Annotated in this window: 12 protein-coding genes; 6 read left to right on the top strand and 6 right to left on the bottom strand. The window is 61.6% G+C overall.

All coding sequences use genetic code 11. From position 1 onward, the window contains the following. Positions 1-27: 27 nt before the first annotated feature. Genes ACXAIC_RS08185 through ACXAIC_RS08170 form a run of 4 tightly spaced genes read right to left on the bottom strand, consistent with a single transcriptional unit; the run spans position 28 to position 3,053 of the window. Positions 28-861, bottom strand: a complete 834-nt coding sequence (locus ACXAIC_RS08185) for an amidohydrolase family protein (protein WP_475175553.1) — start codon at positions 859-861, stop codon at positions 28-30. Then, positions 858-1,286 (bottom strand): RbsD/FucU family protein, encoded by a 429-nt coding sequence (locus tag ACXAIC_RS08180; RefSeq protein WP_475175551.1) that lies wholly within the window; start codon positions 1,284-1,286, stop codon positions 858-860. The genes ACXAIC_RS08185 and ACXAIC_RS08180 overlap by 4 nt, the downstream gene beginning before the upstream one ends. After that, entirely contained in the window at positions 1,276-2,328 is a 1,053-nt protein-coding gene (locus ACXAIC_RS08175) for an aldo/keto reductase (RefSeq protein WP_475175549.1), read from the bottom strand. Before ACXAIC_RS08175 ends, ACXAIC_RS08180 begins: the two co-directional genes overlap by 11 nt. Next, on the bottom strand, positions 2,325-3,053 hold the full coding sequence (locus ACXAIC_RS08170; protein WP_475175547.1) for a GntR family transcriptional regulator: 729 nt from the start codon (positions 3,051-3,053) through the stop codon (positions 2,325-2,327). Before ACXAIC_RS08170 ends, ACXAIC_RS08175 begins: the two co-directional genes overlap by 4 nt. A gap of 111 nt (positions 3,054-3,164) precedes the next feature. Between ACXAIC_RS08170 and ACXAIC_RS08165 the strand changes: the two genes are divergently transcribed. From ACXAIC_RS08165 to ACXAIC_RS08140, 6 genes are all read left to right on the top strand, one after another. Next, positions 3,165-4,688 (top strand): UxaA family hydrolase, encoded by a 1,524-nt coding sequence (locus ACXAIC_RS08165; RefSeq protein WP_475175546.1) that lies wholly within the window; start codon positions 3,165-3,167, stop codon positions 4,686-4,688. Beyond that, positions 4,688-5,425, top strand: a complete 738-nt coding sequence (locus tag ACXAIC_RS08160) for an SDR family oxidoreductase (protein ID WP_475175750.1) — start codon at positions 4,688-4,690, stop codon at positions 5,423-5,425. The genes ACXAIC_RS08165 and ACXAIC_RS08160 overlap by 1 nt, the downstream gene beginning before the upstream one ends. Positions 5,426-5,625: 200 nt before the next feature. Then, on the top strand, positions 5,626-7,134 hold the full coding sequence (locus ACXAIC_RS08155; RefSeq protein WP_475175746.1) for a sugar ABC transporter ATP-binding protein: 1,509 nt from the start codon (positions 5,626-5,628) through the stop codon (positions 7,132-7,134). A 5-nt stretch (positions 7,135-7,139) separates the two neighbouring features. Continuing rightward, positions 7,140-8,153 (top strand): ABC transporter permease, encoded by a 1,014-nt coding sequence (locus ACXAIC_RS08150; RefSeq protein WP_475175544.1) that lies wholly within the window; start codon positions 7,140-7,142, stop codon positions 8,151-8,153. A gap of 87 nt (positions 8,154-8,240) precedes the next feature. Beyond that, complete coding sequence (locus ACXAIC_RS08145; protein ID WP_475175542.1) at positions 8,241-9,185, top strand: substrate-binding domain-containing protein; 945 nt, start codon at positions 8,241-8,243, stop codon at positions 9,183-9,185. Between the two features lie 167 nt (positions 9,186-9,352). Beyond that, complete coding sequence (locus ACXAIC_RS08140; protein ID WP_475175540.1) at positions 9,353-10,207, top strand: fumarylacetoacetate hydrolase family protein; 855 nt, start codon at positions 9,353-9,355, stop codon at positions 10,205-10,207. A gap of 25 nt (positions 10,208-10,232) precedes the next feature. Here ACXAIC_RS08140 and ACXAIC_RS08135 read toward each other — a convergent pair whose 3' ends face one another. After that, positions 10,233-12,449 carry a CHASE2 domain-containing protein gene (locus tag ACXAIC_RS08135; RefSeq protein ID WP_475175538.1) on the bottom strand — a complete coding sequence of 739 codons (2,217 nt, stop codon included), beginning with the start codon at positions 12,447-12,449 and terminating at the stop codon, positions 10,233-10,235. Between the two features lie 51 nt (positions 12,450-12,500). Next, positions 12,501-15,371 (bottom strand): type I secretion C-terminal target domain-containing protein, encoded by a 2,871-nt coding sequence (locus ACXAIC_RS08130; RefSeq protein WP_475175536.1) that lies wholly within the window; start codon positions 15,369-15,371, stop codon positions 12,501-12,503. Between the last annotated feature and the right edge of the window lie 378 nt (positions 15,372-15,749).

The following is a 15,749-nucleotide window of genomic DNA, read 5'->3' as shown; positions in this document are numbered from 1 at the left end:
CCCGCGCCACTGCGGGCCTTTGCCAATTCAGAGTTCCAGACGATAGGCGCGGGCGGCGGTGTGCCCGAAGATCGCGGCGCGGCATTCGCTGTCCACGCTCCCCAGAAGCTGGTCTGTTGCCTCCACCCAGCGGTCATAGCTGCTGGCCAGAAGGCAGACCGGCCAGTCACTGCCCCAGATGAGACGGTCCGGCCCGAAGGTGGCCAGGAGATGGTTCACATAGGGGGCGAGCTCGTCCATGGTCCACTCTGCCGAGGCTTCCGTGACAAGGCCGGACAGTTTGCAATAGGCCTGCGTGCTCGCGGCCAGATCTGCCATATCGGCAGCCCAGCCGTCGAAGGCCCCGCTCCTGATGTCTGGCTTGGACCCGTGATCGATCACCACCCGCATCGTGCCGTGGCGCGCCAGCAGGGTTTTCAGATGCGGCAGGTGCCGGGGCAGGGTCAGGGCATCAAAGGTCAGCTCCTGGGCGATCAGGGCTTCGAACGCCGGTGTCAGATCCGGGCGCAGCATCCACTGGTCATCGTCAAGATCCTGGATCATCGGCCGCAGGCCGACAAGCTTGGGGTCCTTAGCCAGACCGGCAATCACGGCCGGTGCGTCCGGGCTTTCAAAATCAACCCAGCCGACCACCCCTTTGACCGAGGGGCTGGTTTTGGCGAGGGACAGCAAATAGCGGGTCTCGGCCACCGTCGGGGCCGCTTGCACGAGTACGCTGCCTGAAACACCGTGGCGCTCAAGATGGGGGCTGAGGTCCCCGGGGCCGAAATCGCGGTAAATTGGCCCGAGGTCTTCAGTCAGCCAGTGATAGTCGCCTCGCTCGAGATTCCAGAAATGCTGGTGGGCATCGATCCGGGTCACCGGATCACGCCCTTTTTCAAGATGATGTTGCCGTAAAGACGGCGCTCGCCGGTCTGAACGATCGCATAGGCGCTGGAGGCGCGTTCATAAAAGGCAAAGCGCTCCAAAGTTCTGATCTCGGCCGGGTGGTCGGCCGTGGTGTTGATGATCTTCTGGAAGTCCGCAACTGCCTCCGGGATCGTGTCCGGGTCGCCGACGACCTGCATGGTCAGGGCGGGATCGTCCACGAAGTCATCCAGCGGCATAAGGGCCAGGATCGCTTTCAGCAGATCACTGGCGCTGGAGCCATCGGCCCGGATGCAGGTGGGGCCTGCATTTTCGGCCGGGTAGTTGGAATCGGCCAGAACAATTTCGTCCCCATGGCCCATGGCACGCAGGGCATAGAGCAGTTCAGGCGACAGAATGGGATCGATATTATGCAGCATCAGCGGTCTCCGAGGGCAGGGGGGCATCAGGGCGGATCAGGCCTTCGGCCCTGAGATCCGACCACAGGCCGGCGGGAATGGGCGTTTCGAGAACGGCGACATTGGCGGTGACTTCCGCCGCATTTACCGCGCCCGGAATGACGGTTTTGACACTCGGGTGGCCAAAGACAAATTGCAGGGCTGCGGCAATCAACGGCGTGTCATGGGCCGCACAAACGGCCTCGATCTTGCGCACCCTGTCCAGAATGTCTTCTGGAGCGTCTTCATAATTGTAGCGGGCGCCCGGAACAGCGCCAGTCGCCAGGATGCCGGAATTGAACGGGCCGCCCAAGATGATGCCGACATCGCGCTGCGTACACAGCGGCAGGAAACTCTCCAGGGCGTCCTGTTCCAGAAGCGTGTAGCGCCCGGCCAAGAGAAAGCCGTCGAAATCGCCGAGGCCGAGCAGCTTCTCGCATACCTGCCATTCATTGACCCCCGCACCAATGGCGGCGATTTCGCCAGCGGCGCGCAGTTCGCTCAAGGCCCGGTAGCCACCGGCGTCGAAAAGTTCCTTCACCTTGGCGTCGCTGGCCTCCTGCGACCCTTGAGAAAAAACACAGACATCATGCACCAGCAGAATGTCCGCATTGGCCACTTGAAGCCGCTCCCGGCTCGCTTCATAGCTGCGCATGACCCCGTCATATGTGTAGTCGAAGACGATCCGTTTCTGGGGCACGTCGACAAAGGCTTCCGGGGTGACTTCATGGGGCTCGCAATCGAGCAGCAGGCGGCCGATCTTGGTGGACAGTTGCAGCTGATCCCGGCCGAAACGCTTGAGCGCGGCGGAAAAGCGGGTTTCGGAACGGCCGAGCCCATATTGGGGGGCCGTATCGAAATAGCGGATGCCCGCGTCAAAGGCTGCCTGCAAGGCGGCCTGGGCGTTTTCGTCGGAGACTTTCCGGTAAAGATTGCCAAGCGGCGCACCGCCAAAGCCCATCCGGGTCAGTGGCACCGGGCGGGGCGTGCGGCTGTTCAAAAGCGTTGTGTCGGTAACTTTCATACCGGGGTCCTGATCTGGCGGGGGTGAAAGAGTTCCGGCCGGGTGGCGGCAAGGGCCTCAAGGCGCGGCATCAACTGGTTCAAATGCGCGCGCATGGCCTCTTGAGCCGCGTCCGGGTCCCGGTCAGCAATGGCGGCCATGACCTTGCTATGTTCTTCAAACGTGCAGGAGATGAGGCCGGGGGCCGGTAAAAGCAGCTTGCGCGCCCGTGTCACCTGAAGCGAGACCATGCGGGCGATGGCTTTCATGCGGCCATAGCCGGTGAATTCCATGATGAGCGCATGAAATTCCTCATCGGCCTGGTAGAAGCCGGAAAAATCCTGATCTTCCACCAGAAGGGCCTGCAGCCGCACATTCCTGTTCAGCCGGGCAAGCTGGTCTTCTGTCCGGTCGGCGGCCACCTTGGCCACACTGGCCAGTTCCAGGGCCTGGCGCACGAAGGTGCCTTCCCGGATGTCTTCCATGGAAAAATAGGCGACCCGCGTGCCCGATTGCGGGATGACCTCCACCAGTCCTTCCGTGGCCAGGCGCGCAATCGCTTCGGCAACCGGCGACCGGGAGACCCCCAGCTTCTCGCAAACAGGGCCCTTGCGGATGACCTCGCCGGGCAGAAACTGCAGCGACAGGATTGCGTCCTGCAGGGCCATATAGACCCGGTTCGCCAGCGATCCCTCAAAGCTGCTGATGTCCTTAAGTTCACTCACGTTGATATCGATACTGGTCATGTTCGTCCTATGTTGACTAACATGTTAGTTGACAGAGCTGCCAAGTCAAGCTAGTTCGTAAGCTTCAGGCCGCCAGACAACAACGGTGCTGCCGGTGCGGGAGAGACAGACATGATCGGAAGCGGCTTTATCAGGCTCGGGGCAGAGGACAACGTGGTCATCGCCTTGCAAACGCTGGCCGCCGGAACCGAGCTTGAGGGCGTGTCAGGCCCCCTTCTGTCGACAGTCCAGCCGGGACACAAGATTGCCAGCGCTCCGATTGCCGAAGGTGCAAATGTGCTGCGCTATGGCCAGGTCATCGGACAGGCGAAATCGGATATCCGGCCGGGTGAACATGTTCACACCCACAATATCGGCATGGCCGAGCACAGTTTGCAGAGCCATGAATTTGCCTCCCAGAACACCCCGCTGCCCACCATTGAGGCCAGCAGAACCTTCAACGGCTATCACCGGGCGGATGGCAAGGTCGGGACCCGAAATTATATCGGCATTCTGACGTCGGTGAACTGCTCCGGGTCTGTGGCCCGTTTCATCGCGGAAGCGGCCCAAAAGAACGGCTTGCTTGACCGGTTTCCCAATGTGGACGGCGTGGTGCCCATCGTGCATGGCACAGGCTGCGGTATGTCCGGGGTGGATGAAGGCTATGCGGCCCTGTTTCGGACCCTGTCTGGCTATGCGCAGCATCCCAATTTCGGTGGCATCCTTCTGGTTGGTCTCGGCTGCGAGGTCATGCAGATTTCCGATCTGGTCGGTGGCCGGCCGATCCGGGCCGATGGCGCCCTGCGCTACATGACCATCCAGCATGAGGGCGGCACCCGCCGGACCATCGAAAAGGGGCTGCAGGAGCTGGAAGGCATTGCGGCGATTGCCAACGCGGTCGAGCGAAGCCCGGCGCCGGTCAGCGCGATTACGGTCGGTATGCAATGCGGCGGCTCTGATGGGTATTCGGGTGTGACGGCGAACCCGGCCCTGGGCTATGCGTCGGACCTTCTGGTGCGCCATGGCGGCACCACGATCCTGTCCGAGACGCCGGAGATCTATGGGGCCGAGCACCTGTTGACCTGCAGGGCCGAAACCGAAGAGGTTGGCCGCAAGCTGATGGAGCGCATCCGCTGGTGGGAGGACTATACGGCCCGCAATGGCGGCGAGATGGACAACAATCCCAGCCCCGGCAACAAGCGCGGCGGCCTGACGACGATTTTGGAAAAGTCGCTCGGGGCCGTGGCCAAGGGGGGCACGGCCCCGCTTGCCGGTGTCTATGAATTTGCCGAGCGCATCGACAAGGCCGGGTTCGTCTTCATGGACAGCCCGGGCTTTGATCCATGTTCTGTCACCGGGCAGGTTGCTTCCGGGGCGAATATTGTCGTATTCACAACCGGGAGGGGATCTGTCTCCGGATACCAGCCCACCCCTTGCATCAAGCTCGCGACAAATTCTGAAATGTATGGCCGCATGTCGGAAGACATGGATGTCAATTGCGGCGACATCGTCAGCGAAGGTGTGAGCCTTGAGCAAAAGGGCGAGGAGATCTTCGAGCGGATGATCCAGGTCGCGTCCGGCAGTCAGACCAAGAGTGAAAAGCTCGGCTACGGTGGTGTGGAATTCGTGCCCTGGCAAATTGGAGCGGTGATGTGATGCGTCTCGACGGAAAAACCATTTTGATTACGGCGGCCGGCCAGGGCATGGGCCGGGCCACCGCGCTGGCCTGCGCGGCCGAAGGTGCCCGGGTGATTGCGACCGACAAGGACGCGGCCCTGCTGGCGGGTCTTGACGGCATGGAAACCCATGGCCTTGATGTCACGGACCCGGCAGCGATCCGGGACTTTGCCGAGGACCTTCCGGATCTGGACGGGCTGTTTAATGTGGCCGGGTTCGTTCATCACGGCACGGTTCTGGACATTTCCGATGAGGATTGGGCGTTCAGTTTTGACCTGAATGTCACCTCCATGATGCGTCTGAGCCGGGCCTGTCTGCCGGGCATGCTGCGCCGGGCGGAGACACGTGGATCGGCCTCGATCATCAACATGTCCTCCATGGCCGGATCGATCAAAGGGTTCCCGTTCCGCACTGCCTATGGGGCCACCAAGGCTGCGGTGATTGGCCTGACCAAGGGCATTGCGGCTGATTTTGTCAGAAATGGCATCCGCTGCAATGCGATCTGCCCGGGCACGGTTGACACGCCGTCCCTGCGCGGCCGGATCGAGGCGGCGCCGGATCCGGTGCAGGCGGAAAAGGACTTCATCGCCCGCCAGCCCATGGGCCGTCTGGCGGTGGTCGATGATGTGACGCCGCTGGCCATTTACCTTCTGTCCGATGAGAGTCAGTTTGTCACCGGACAGGCGCTGCTGGTGGATGGCGGTGTGACGATCTAGGCCTTTGGGGCACGCCCGGGCGTCTTACCGCGTCAGGAGGAGTGCACACCCGAGGTGTCCGGGCAGCGGAAGCGGGGGAAAACCCGGTTGGGCATGGCAATGGAGGTTGCCGTCAACAAGATTGGGGGGCGTAAGGGTGCAGGACCGCACGCTTCTCAAGATATCATCCTGGGGAGGAGAATGTGACGCCAGTCATCAAGATGACCGGCATTGAAAAGCGCTTTCCGGGGGTTCATGCCCTCAAGAATGTGCAATTCGAGCTGAAGGCCGGTGAAGTCCACGCCCTGATGGGCGAGAACGGGGCGGGCAAATCGACATTGATGAAGATCCTTGCCGGGATCTATCTGCGCGACGGCGGCGACCTTCAGATCGACGGCAAGACCGTTGATCTGACTTCGCCGCGGGCCGCGCAGGACCAGGGCATTGGCATCATTCACCAGGAACTCAGCCTGATGAATGATCTGACCGTCGCCCAGAATATCTTCATTGGCCGTGAGCCGCGCAAGCGCTTCGGCCGTCTGGATGAGGCGGCGCTGAACCGGCAGGCCGCGGATATTTTCGCGTCCATGAACCTGGCGCTGGACCCGAAAGCGGTTGCAGGCACCCTGACCATTGCCAAACAGCAGATGGTCGAGATCGCCAAGGCTCTGTCCTACAAATCCCGTGTTCTGATCATGGATGAGCCGACCGCAGCGTTGAATGATGCGGAGATTGCCGAACTCTTTGTCATCATCAATCGGCTGAAGGCCGAAGGGGTCGGCATCATCTATATCAGCCACAAGATGGACGAATTGAAGCGGATTGCCGACAGGGTCACGGTCATGCGGGACGGGGAATATGTGGCGACGGTGCCGGCCGCCGAAACACCGATTTCGAAGATCATTTCCATGATGGTCGGCCGCGAAGTGACGGAAGAGCCGGTCGAGGTGCCGGACCTGTCGGAGGCCGAAATTGCGCTGGAGGTTCAGGATCTGAGCCGGGGGCGCGATATCCGCACTGTGAGCTTTTCGCTGCGCAAGGGGGAAATCCTGGGGTTTGCCGGATTGATGGGTGCCGGGCGCACGGAAGTCGCCCGGGCCATCTTCGGCGCCGACCCGCGCGATAGCGGTACGATCAAGGTGCACGGCCGTAAGGTCAGAATTGCCTCGCCCCATGATGCGGTCGCGGCAGGCATTGGGTATCTGTCAGAGGACCGGAAACATTTCGGTCTTGCGACAGGCATGACGGTCCGGGACAATATCGCCCTGGCCTCGCTGAAGACGTTCACCGGGCGAGGCGGCGTGCTGAACGAAGCGGATATGCGTGGCACTGCAAGGGACTATATCCGCAAGCTCGGCATCCGCACGCCATCAGACGGCCAGGAGGTCCGGCTGCTGTCGGGCGGCAACCAGCAAAAGGTGGTGATTGCCAAATGGCTTTTGCGGGATTGCGATATCCTGATTTTCGATGAGCCGACCCGGGGCATCGATGTTGGCGCCAAGTCGGAAATCTACAAGCTTCTTGAAAGCCTTGCGGCCCAGGGCAAGGCAATCATCGTGATCTCGTCCGAACTGCCGGAAGTGATGCGGCTCAGCCACCGGATCGCGGTGATGTGCGAGGGGCGGCTGACCGGGATTCTGCCGGGCGGCAAGGAAACGACACAGGAACAGATCATGGAACTGGCCACCCGGCGCGCGGCGGCCATGCAACCGATCGGGGGGACAGCGTGAACACAATGGAGGAAACAAGACCGGGGGCGGCCAAACCGGCCGGCCTGCTGGCAAAATTGGCCGAGACGGGCGCGCATCAAAAGCTGCTCGCCTTTGCGTCACTGATTGTGCTGCTGATCGGGTTTTCGATTGCCTCGCCCAATTTCATGCAGACCTCCAACATGATCGCGATCCTGCAGGCGACTTCGGTCAACGGGGTGCTGGCGGTCGCGGCAACGCTGGTTATCATCACCGGTGGCATTGACCTGTCCGTGGGCACGCTCATGACCTTTTGCGCGGTTATTGCCGGGGTGGTTTTGACCTATGCGGGCATGCCGCTTCCGCTTGGTGTTGTGGCGGCCATCGGGGCAGGGGCGCTGTGCGGGCTCTGCTCGGGCACTTTCGTGGCCAAGATGAAGATCCCGCCCTTCATTGCCACGCTCGGCATGATGCTGATCCTGAAGGGCCTGTCCCTGGTGATTTCCGGCACCCGGCCGATCTATTTCAACGACACGCCGGGATTCGATCAGATTTCCCGGGGCTCGCTGATTGGCGAGGTGATCCCGGCGCTGCCAATCCCGAACGGGGTGCTGATCCTGTTTCTGGTGGCTCTGGCGGCATCCTATATTCTCGGCCGCACGGTTCTGGGGCGCTACACCTTTGCGCTTGGCTCCAACGAGGAGGCGGTGCGCCTGTCCGGAGTGAATACCGATGCCTGGAAAATGGGGATCTATGCGCTTGCAGGCGGCATTTGCGGCATTGCGGGCATCCTGATCGCCTCACGGCTCAACTCTGCCCAGCCGGCCCTCGGGCTCGGTTACGAGCTGGAGGCAATTGCTGCCGTGGTCATCGGCGGCACGTCCCTGTCCGGCGGACGCGGCACCATTATCGGAACCTTGATCGGCGCGCTGATCATGGCGGTTCTGACCAACGGCCTCAGGGTCCTGTCCGTTGCCCAGGAATGGCAGACGGTCGTGACCGGCGCGATCATCATTCTAGCGGTCTATGCCGATATGGTGCGCCGTCGCCGGGCCGCGTGAGGATCTGGTCTGAACACACAAGAAGAGGGCGGCCGACGCCCCGGTTTGAAAGACGTTTGGCAAAGTGAAGAAAGAGGAGGAGTTTCAATGTTTTCACGTCGTTTTGTCCTGGGGGCGATCAGTGCCCTGACCCTCAGCCTGCCGTCAACGGCGGTGCTGGCGGAGGAAATGTACATCCCGCTTGTCTCGAAGGGGTTCCAACACCAGTTCTGGCAGGCTGTGAAGCTCGGCGCTGAAAAGGCAGCCAAGGAGGAAGGCGTCCGGATCACTTTCGAAGGTCCGGACAACGAGACCATGGTGGACCGTCAGATCGACATGCTGGCCGCGGCTCTTGCCAACAAGCCGGCAGCCATCGGCTTTGCGGCCCTGGACAGTCAGGCCGCCATTCCGCTGCTGCGTCAAGCTGATGAGGCCGGCATTCCGGTCGTTGCCTTTGACAGCGGAGTTGACAGTGAAATCCCGGTGGCCACCGCTACGACCGACAACGTGGCCGCTGCCGCGCTGGCAGCCGACAAAATGGCTGAAAAGATCGGTGGCAAGGGCAAGGTGGCGGTTGTCGCCCATGACCAGACCAGCCGCACCGGCATTGACCGGCGCGATGGTTTCGTCAACCGCCTCAACGAGGCCTATCCGGAAATTGAAATCGTCACGGTCCAGTATGGCCAGGGCGATCACCTGAAATCGACGGAGGTGACCAAGGCGATCCTGACCGCCAATCCGGATCTGAAAGGCATTTTCGGTACCAATGAAGGCTCCGCCATTGGCGTCGTCAATGGGGTTCAGGAACTTGGCAAGGATGGGCTTGTGATCATCGGATATGATTCCGGCAAAGCCCAGAAGGACGCCATCAAGAGCGGTGTCATGGCCGGGGCGATCACCCAGAACCCGGTTGGCATCGGCTATGAAACTGTCAAGGCGGCCGTGGCCGCGGCAAAGGGAGAGGACGTACCGAATCTGATCGATACGGGCTTTTTCTACTATGACGCATCCAATATGGATGACCCTGAAATTGCTGCGGTTCTCTACGACTGATTGACCCGCGAGCGTCCTGCGGTCTTCCGGCCGCCGGACGCTCGGCGCCTGTGACAGTGATCACCGTGCCGCTGCCTGACCTGGTTTGGCCGGGCAGCGGTTGATCCAGAAAAGCCAGTCCGCCGGACCCTCCGGCGGGCCGTTTGCACAACTGAAAGATCTGCTACATGAAACTGCTGAGATATGGTCCCACCGGACAGGAAAAACCGGGTGTGCTGGATGCCGAAGGACGTGTGCGGGACCTGTCCGCCCATGTCGCCGACATTTCCGGCGAGGCGTTACAGCCCGACACGATTGCCAAGCTAAAGGGGCTCGACAGCGCTGCGCTTCCCCTGGTGGACGGCCAGCCGCAGGAGAGCCTGCGTCTTGGGCCTTGCGTCGGGGCCGTCGGAAAATTCATCTGCATTGGCCTCAACTATGCCGATCACGCGGAAGAGTCCGGCCTGGATGTGCCGCCCGAGCCGGTGATCTTCGGCAAGTGGACCTCGGCGATTGTCGGTCCGAATGACGACGTGGAAATCCCGCGCGGCTCTGAAAAGACCGACTGGGAAGTCGAGCTTGGGGTCGTGATCGGTAAAGGCGGCAAATATATTGACGAGGCGGATGCGCTCAACCATGTGGCCGGTTTCTGCGTTATCAATGACGTTTCGGAACGGGATTTCCAGATCAACCGGTCCGGCACCTGGGACAAGGGCAAGGGCAGCGACACATTCGGGCCGCTCGGACCCTGGCTGGTGACCCCGGACGAGGTTGGTGATTTTGATCAACTGGGCATGTGGCTGGAAGTGGACGGAAAGCGTTATCAGAACGGGTCCACGTCCACCATGGTCTACAAGGTGCCGCACCTGATCAGCTATTGCAGCCAGTTCATGAGCCTGCAGCCGGGCGACGTGATCTCCACCGGCACGCCTCCGGGGGTCGGCATGGGCCAGAAACCGCCGGTCTATCTGCGCGGCGGGGAAACCATGCGGCTCGGTATCGACAAGCTTGGCGTGCAGCAGCAATCGGTCAAACGGGCCTGAGCTTTCTAACACCTGCCGATCGGCCTTACTTGGCCGTTGCAATGAAGACGCCGTCCCAGGGCTCCGGGGGCGGCGTTGTTTTGTAAGCCTCTATGCGCCTGCAAAAGGTCCGGGCCAGCTGAGCAAGGTCCCCGCCGCCCGCGTCCGCCACCGCCTTGGCATGGGACAAGGCCTCGTCCCAGTCTCGGGCCCTGTAGCTTGCCAGCATGGCGCCGAACCGGGACTTGAGGGCACGGAACGCGTCCTCTTGAGCAAGATCTTCATCGCCCAGCAGGCAGAAGATCCGTTCCGGCTCCTGCTTGCCTTTGACGCGGATCAGGTCCGCTTCCACCAGGGCAAACCGGGGTAGGGCCTTTTGAGCGGTTGTCTCGCCGATTAAAATGGTCACACCATAGGTCTTGGTCTGGCCCTCCAGCCGGGAGGCGAGATTGACCGCGTCGCCGAGCACGGAATAGTCGAAGCGGAATTCGGAGCCCATATTGCCGACAACACAGTCTCCTGTGTTGATGCCGATGCCCACATTCAGCGGAAAGAAAACCTGGCCCTCCCCGGCCGCTTCCCGTTCGCGTTCCGCGTTAAGCGCCCGCATGCGGGCCACCATCAGCAGGGCCGCTTCGCAGGCATGGACTTCCTGATTGTCATCGTCCAGCGGAGCGTTCCAGAAGGCCATGACCGCATCGCCCATATACTTGTCGATTGTACCGCGTTTTTCCATGATGCCGTTGGAAAGCGGGGTTAGAAACCGGTTCATCAGGCTGGTGAGCCCTTGCGGGTTGTCGGCAAAGCTCTCGGAAATCCTGGTGAAATCGCGCACGTCTGAAAACAGCATCGTCATGGACCGGTGCTCCCCGCCAAGGGTGAGGCTTTCCGGGTGTTTGGCGATTTGCTCCACATAGTCGGGAGCCAGATACTGGCTGAAGGCGGACCGGATTTCCTGCCTCTGGATTTCCTCCCGGCGGTAGTTGATGAAGACCAGCAGAAGAAAGACACTGAGACTGGTGAACAGCGGATAGCCGGCGTCGATCAACAGGTTTTCGCTGGCAAACAGATACCAGCTGCCCCCGGCCCAGCTGGCCGCCAGAAGGAAGCCGAAGGCCAGTACCGGCAGGGCACCCAGGATCGGGACCAGCAGGATGGCCAGGAGCGACAAGGCCGTTGCTGCGGCCAGTTCGGCACCAAGGGCGAAATTCGGATGGGTTAGAAAAGACTGGCTGAGAATGTTCTCAAGGATCTGCGCATGCACTTCCACCCCGGGCATGACCGGATCAAGGGGTGTGGTCTTCAGATCCAGAAGACCCGTCGCGGACGGCCCGAACAAGATGAGGTGATTGCGGATTTTGGCCCCATCAAACGTGCCGCTCGCAAGGTCGGCGGCAGAGACATACCGATCAGGCCGGGAGGGGGTGAAATGGATCCAGATCCGTCCGTTCCGGTCGGTAGGAACCTCAACGCCGCCAACGACAAGGCTCTTGATGCCGGCGGCATCGCTTTTGATGGCAAAGGCATTCTGGCCAGTGGCCACCCGCAGCAATTCGAGACTCAGGGACGGCTGGATCTTGCCGTCGGCCCTTGCTGCAAGAGCTGCACGGCGGACCACCCCGTCCGGGTCGGGATAGATGGAAAAGAGGCCCTTGCCCAGGGCGGCGTCCTCCAGCGGCTGGATGTTGCGCAGCAAGGACGGGTAGTTGAACAGGAAGCCGGTTGGATCCGGGCCAAGCAGGGCAACCGGTGTTTGCGCCTGGTCCGGGCGGGGTGCGCCGGTGCTGTCAGCCCTGCCCGCCTGACCGGCGACAATCCGCATCCGGCGCATGGTGTCCGCCAGAATCTGGTCCGTTCCGGGCAAGGCTGCCAGTTCCTTGCGGGCCGCCGCGCTGAGCCCGTTCACCGACCGGCTGTATTGCGTCGGCGACAGGCGGTCCGGTTCGGCAAAGACAATGTCGAACGCCACCGCCACGCCGCCCGCCTGGGCAATGTTGTTGAGAATGCGGGCGAGGGTGGAGCGCGCCCAGGGCCATTGGCCAAGTTCCGCGAGGCTCTTTTCGTCAATGTCGACAATGGTAACGGGGACTTCCTCATAGGCGCGGGGTTTAAGCACTTGGTAAAAGTCAAAGGTTTTAAGCCGGATCAGTTCGACCAAAAGCGGATCGGCGACCCGGATGGCGAGCAACACCAGCAGCAGCGCCAGCGCGGCTAGACGGGCGACCCCGAACACCGAAGACAGGTTTCGGAACACGGCCTTCATGGGGCCAGGACAGCGGCGCTCCGGCAGGTGCGCCAGTCAGGGGGAAGAACGTCAGGAGACAACAGTGTCGGGCGTTTGAACGCCGTTATCTGAAAAGACAAAATCAATGATCCCCCCGGCATCAATGGATTGAAGAACAGCCACGTCTTTGAAATCCGAAGCGGTGGCCGCGCCATCCCGGTCGACGCTGACAATTGCATTGCTGCCGTCCTGTGTGACCCTGACATAGGCGGACAGGTCAGCGGTGCTGAAATGAGCGTCCAGCAAGGCGGACAGATCGAGACGGTCTTCGCCCGCTTCAAAGTCAACAATGACATCGGCAATATCGGTCCCGGCCAGGCCGAATGTGTCGGCTCCCGCCCCGCCCGTGAGAGTGTCCAGGCCCGGGCCGCCATGGAGTGTATCGTCCAGACGGCTGCCCGTCAGAACATCATCCCCGGAGCCTCCCAGAACCCGGCTGATCCGCGTTCCGGGCACTGTCCCGATTGGTTCGGCTGGTCCGTCCGGCTGCTGGAATGTGCCAAGGTCCAGGTTGACAAGAACTGGTTCGGCCCAGCCGGAGAAATCGAGAATGGTCTCCCCGCCCGCCTCATAAAGCGCTGGCTGGGGCATGGGTGCCAAGCTTCCGTCAGCGCCGCCGGACAGGTCCGGGGCATCTTCCGTGCCGGTGATGACGAAGCTCACGGACTTGACGATGCTGTCTCCGGCAGCATCCTGCACCGTGACATCGTAGGAAAAGCTGATCGTGTCTCCCGCCTCCAGAAAATCCAGATCCGCTTCTGCGGAATAGGACCATTGCAGAACACCCTGCCTGACGCTTGTGGTGTAAAGGCCTGTGTCAGGATCCACGCCGCTGATCGCAAATCCCAGGCTCAGGATCGAAGCGAGGTCCGGAGACTGTGCATCCAGGTCGCCGCCGCTCCAGACGGGAGCCCCGCTCATCTCAAAGGAAAGGGTCAGCGTGTCGTCCTGATCGATGTCGTTGAAGATGACGAAGCCGGACCCGGTCAGCACCTGCGCGGACGCATCGGCTGCTTCCGTGAAGGCGGGCGGCGGCGTTACCGTCAGCCGGGGCGGGTCATTGAGGCCAGTTACCGTGATGGTGACCGTTGCCGGAACCTCGGAGACAAGGCCGGTGCTGTCGGTGGCGGTATATTGGAACGTGATGTCGCGGACCGAGCCCGCAGACAGGGACCCAAAGGCACCATCGGTGCTGAAGGTAAAGGTGCCGTCGTCAAAGACATCAAGCCTGCCCGCCGCCGGAGCGCTGAGGGTCTCAAGCGTCAGGCTGTCGCCAATATCCGGATCAGCCCCGAGAAACGGCGCTGTCACGGAGCCGTCGGCAGAGACGGTGAGGGCAATGTCATAGACGATGGGGGCGTCGAACACCGGCTCGATGGCAATGGGGACCTCGGCTGACAGGCTGGTGGTGCCATCAAATACCGTAACGGAGAGGCCACCCATCTCGCTGTCTGGTGCGGGCGTGTACACCATGCCGTCCAGGGCCGCATTGATCGCGCTTTCCGTTCCGGAGAAGGTGACCGTCTCGTCCGCAACGCCATCGCCCGCCAAGAATGTCAGCCCGGTTATCTGGGCAAGCGTGACGGTCGAGCGGGCGGTGATCGAAACGGTCCCATCCCCGTTGCCGGGGATCTCCACGGTCAGGCCGTTCAGGCTGAAGGAGACGTCCTCCCGGGTTGCCAGGGCATCAGGTACAACCACAGCCAGCGTTTCCTCCCCAGAGGGGGGCAGGGAGCTATCACCGGCCGGTTCGGGAGCGGAGGTGCCTCCTGGCGGAGGGGCGCTTGGTAAGGGCGCTGTGTCGGGCGCAAACGGGGACCTGCCGGACCGGTCGCCGGACGTGTCAGTGCCCGCTGGCCCGTCGCTGGCCCCTCCGCCCAGGGGAGAGAGATCTGGCCCCGAAAGGTCCGGCACCGGGCCGCCCTGGATCTGGCCGGGGCCTGCGTCGGTCTGGTCCGGGCTGTTGCCATTCTGCTGGCCGCCGTTTTGGCCATCGTTCTGGCCACCGTTTTGTGGCCCGCCGGGGCTTTGCTGGCCGAGACCTGCCGAACCGTAGGCACTGTAGGCCAGCTGGATCTGCCCTTCGGTTGCCGCGAATTCGGCCGGAGTTCTGGCCGTGATGACCGGCAGAGCGCCTGCCGACTGTACCAGGAAGGTGGAGTCGGTCGTGTCCACCGTGCCCAGGAGCAGGCCGGAGACCCTGTCGAACAATTGGTAGGAGCCCAGCTGCCCGTCGGGGTCGACAGCAAGGGCAAACCTGGTGGCTCCGTCCAGAGCGCTGATCTGTACGACTGGCGTTGTACCGCGAATGCCCATGGTGGCTGTCGGCGTCTCAACCCGCATGTCACCGGTCGGGGCCACCTGTCCGGTGACAAAGACAAAACTCCCCTGCACGAGGTTTATCACCATGGAATTGCCGGAGCCGCCGGGGGAATAGATCAGTTCGTCGAGAACCATTCGGGCATCGGCCGACAGGGTGAACAGGGTTTCATCGGCAAAGATGATCACGAGCGACCCGGCGGCCGAAGTCTGGACAACATCGCCTTGAAACACCGGGTCTCCGGCCGCCAGCACCACATTGGTTCCGTCCGTTCGCTGGGCGGTCACCGTGCCGCTGACCGTTTGAACCGAGCCGATGGGGGCACTGGCTGCGGCGCCCCCGGCCTGGGCAAATTGGGTCGAGGCTTGCGGACCGGCGAGCTGGGCAACCGTTTGACCGTCGAGAAAAGCCCCTTCGGGGGTGGTCAGGGAGGCGGGTGGCGAATGTATGAAGTAACCGATGATCGTCAGGCTGCCGTGGTCCGGGTGGGTTATAAGTAAATCCGGTCCCTCACGCGTGTATTCGCCCTGAAACAGCAGCGATGCGTTGGCAATGAGGGGCGGCGCGCTGGCAGTATCCAAAACTGCAGCTTTCTCCGTCTCCGCAGCGGCGCTTTCGGCATTCGGATGACTAAACACGGCCCACGTTCATTTCATCGTAATTTATCACGATAGTCGTGATAACTAAAAGACTATTTGGTGCTTTAACGCATTTTTAACAAAAAAACTTTGCTGCGTCCAAATAAACTGCGTTAAGCTTATTGTGTGTCTCGGAAATTTAATTTTTCCGGTCTGTCGGGTGTTTTAAAAAACGCTGGGTAACTTTGGCGTTTGAAAAGGGCTGTCCCAGCGGTTTCAAGGGGTGGGTTTCGGGCAGGATGATGTGCAGCAGGAATGCGAGGTCGGCGGTGTCAGGCCTCTATCCGGTGAGGCCGCCTCTGGCGCTGTGGAAGCCTTTTT

Source organism: Roseibium sp. AWQ4_254, assembly GCF_056161025.1.
The sequence above is the reverse complement of the archived record's forward strand: the minus strand, read 5'-3'. Positions and strand labels throughout refer to the sequence as shown.

Bases quoted from the DNA above. Each gene is read 5' to 3' on its own strand.
- ACXAIC_RS08170 (WP_475175547.1), bottom strand. From the start codon at position 3,053: ATGACCAGTATCGATATCAACGTGAGTGAACTTAAGGACATCAGCAGC.
- ACXAIC_RS08175 (WP_475175549.1), bottom strand. From the start codon at position 2,328: ATGAAAGTTACCGACACAACGCTTTTGAACAGCCGCACGCCCCGCCCG.
- ACXAIC_RS08155 (WP_475175746.1), top strand. From the start codon at position 5,626: ATGACCGGCATTGAAAAGCGCTTTCCGGGGGTTCATGCCCTCAAGAAT.
- ACXAIC_RS08140 (WP_475175540.1), top strand. From the start codon at position 9,353: ATGAAACTGCTGAGATATGGTCCCACCGGACAGGAAAAACCGGGTGTG.
- ACXAIC_RS08165 (WP_475175546.1), top strand. From the start codon at position 3,165: ATGATCGGAAGCGGCTTTATCAGGCTCGGGGCAGAGGACAACGTGGTC.
- ACXAIC_RS08160 (WP_475175750.1), top strand. From the start codon at position 4,688: ATGCGTCTCGACGGAAAAACCATTTTGATTACGGCGGCCGGCCAGGGC.
- ACXAIC_RS08180 (WP_475175551.1), bottom strand. From the start codon at position 1,286: ATGCTGCATAATATCGATCCCATTCTGTCGCCTGAACTGCTCTATGCC.
- ACXAIC_RS08135 (WP_475175538.1), bottom strand. From the start codon at position 12,449: ATGAAGGCCGTGTTCCGAAACCTGTCTTCGGTGTTCGGGGTCGCCCGT.
- ACXAIC_RS08150 (WP_475175544.1), top strand. From the start codon at position 7,140: ATGGAGGAAACAAGACCGGGGGCGGCCAAACCGGCCGGCCTGCTGGCA.
- ACXAIC_RS08145 (WP_475175542.1), top strand. From the start codon at position 8,241: ATGTTTTCACGTCGTTTTGTCCTGGGGGCGATCAGTGCCCTGACCCTC.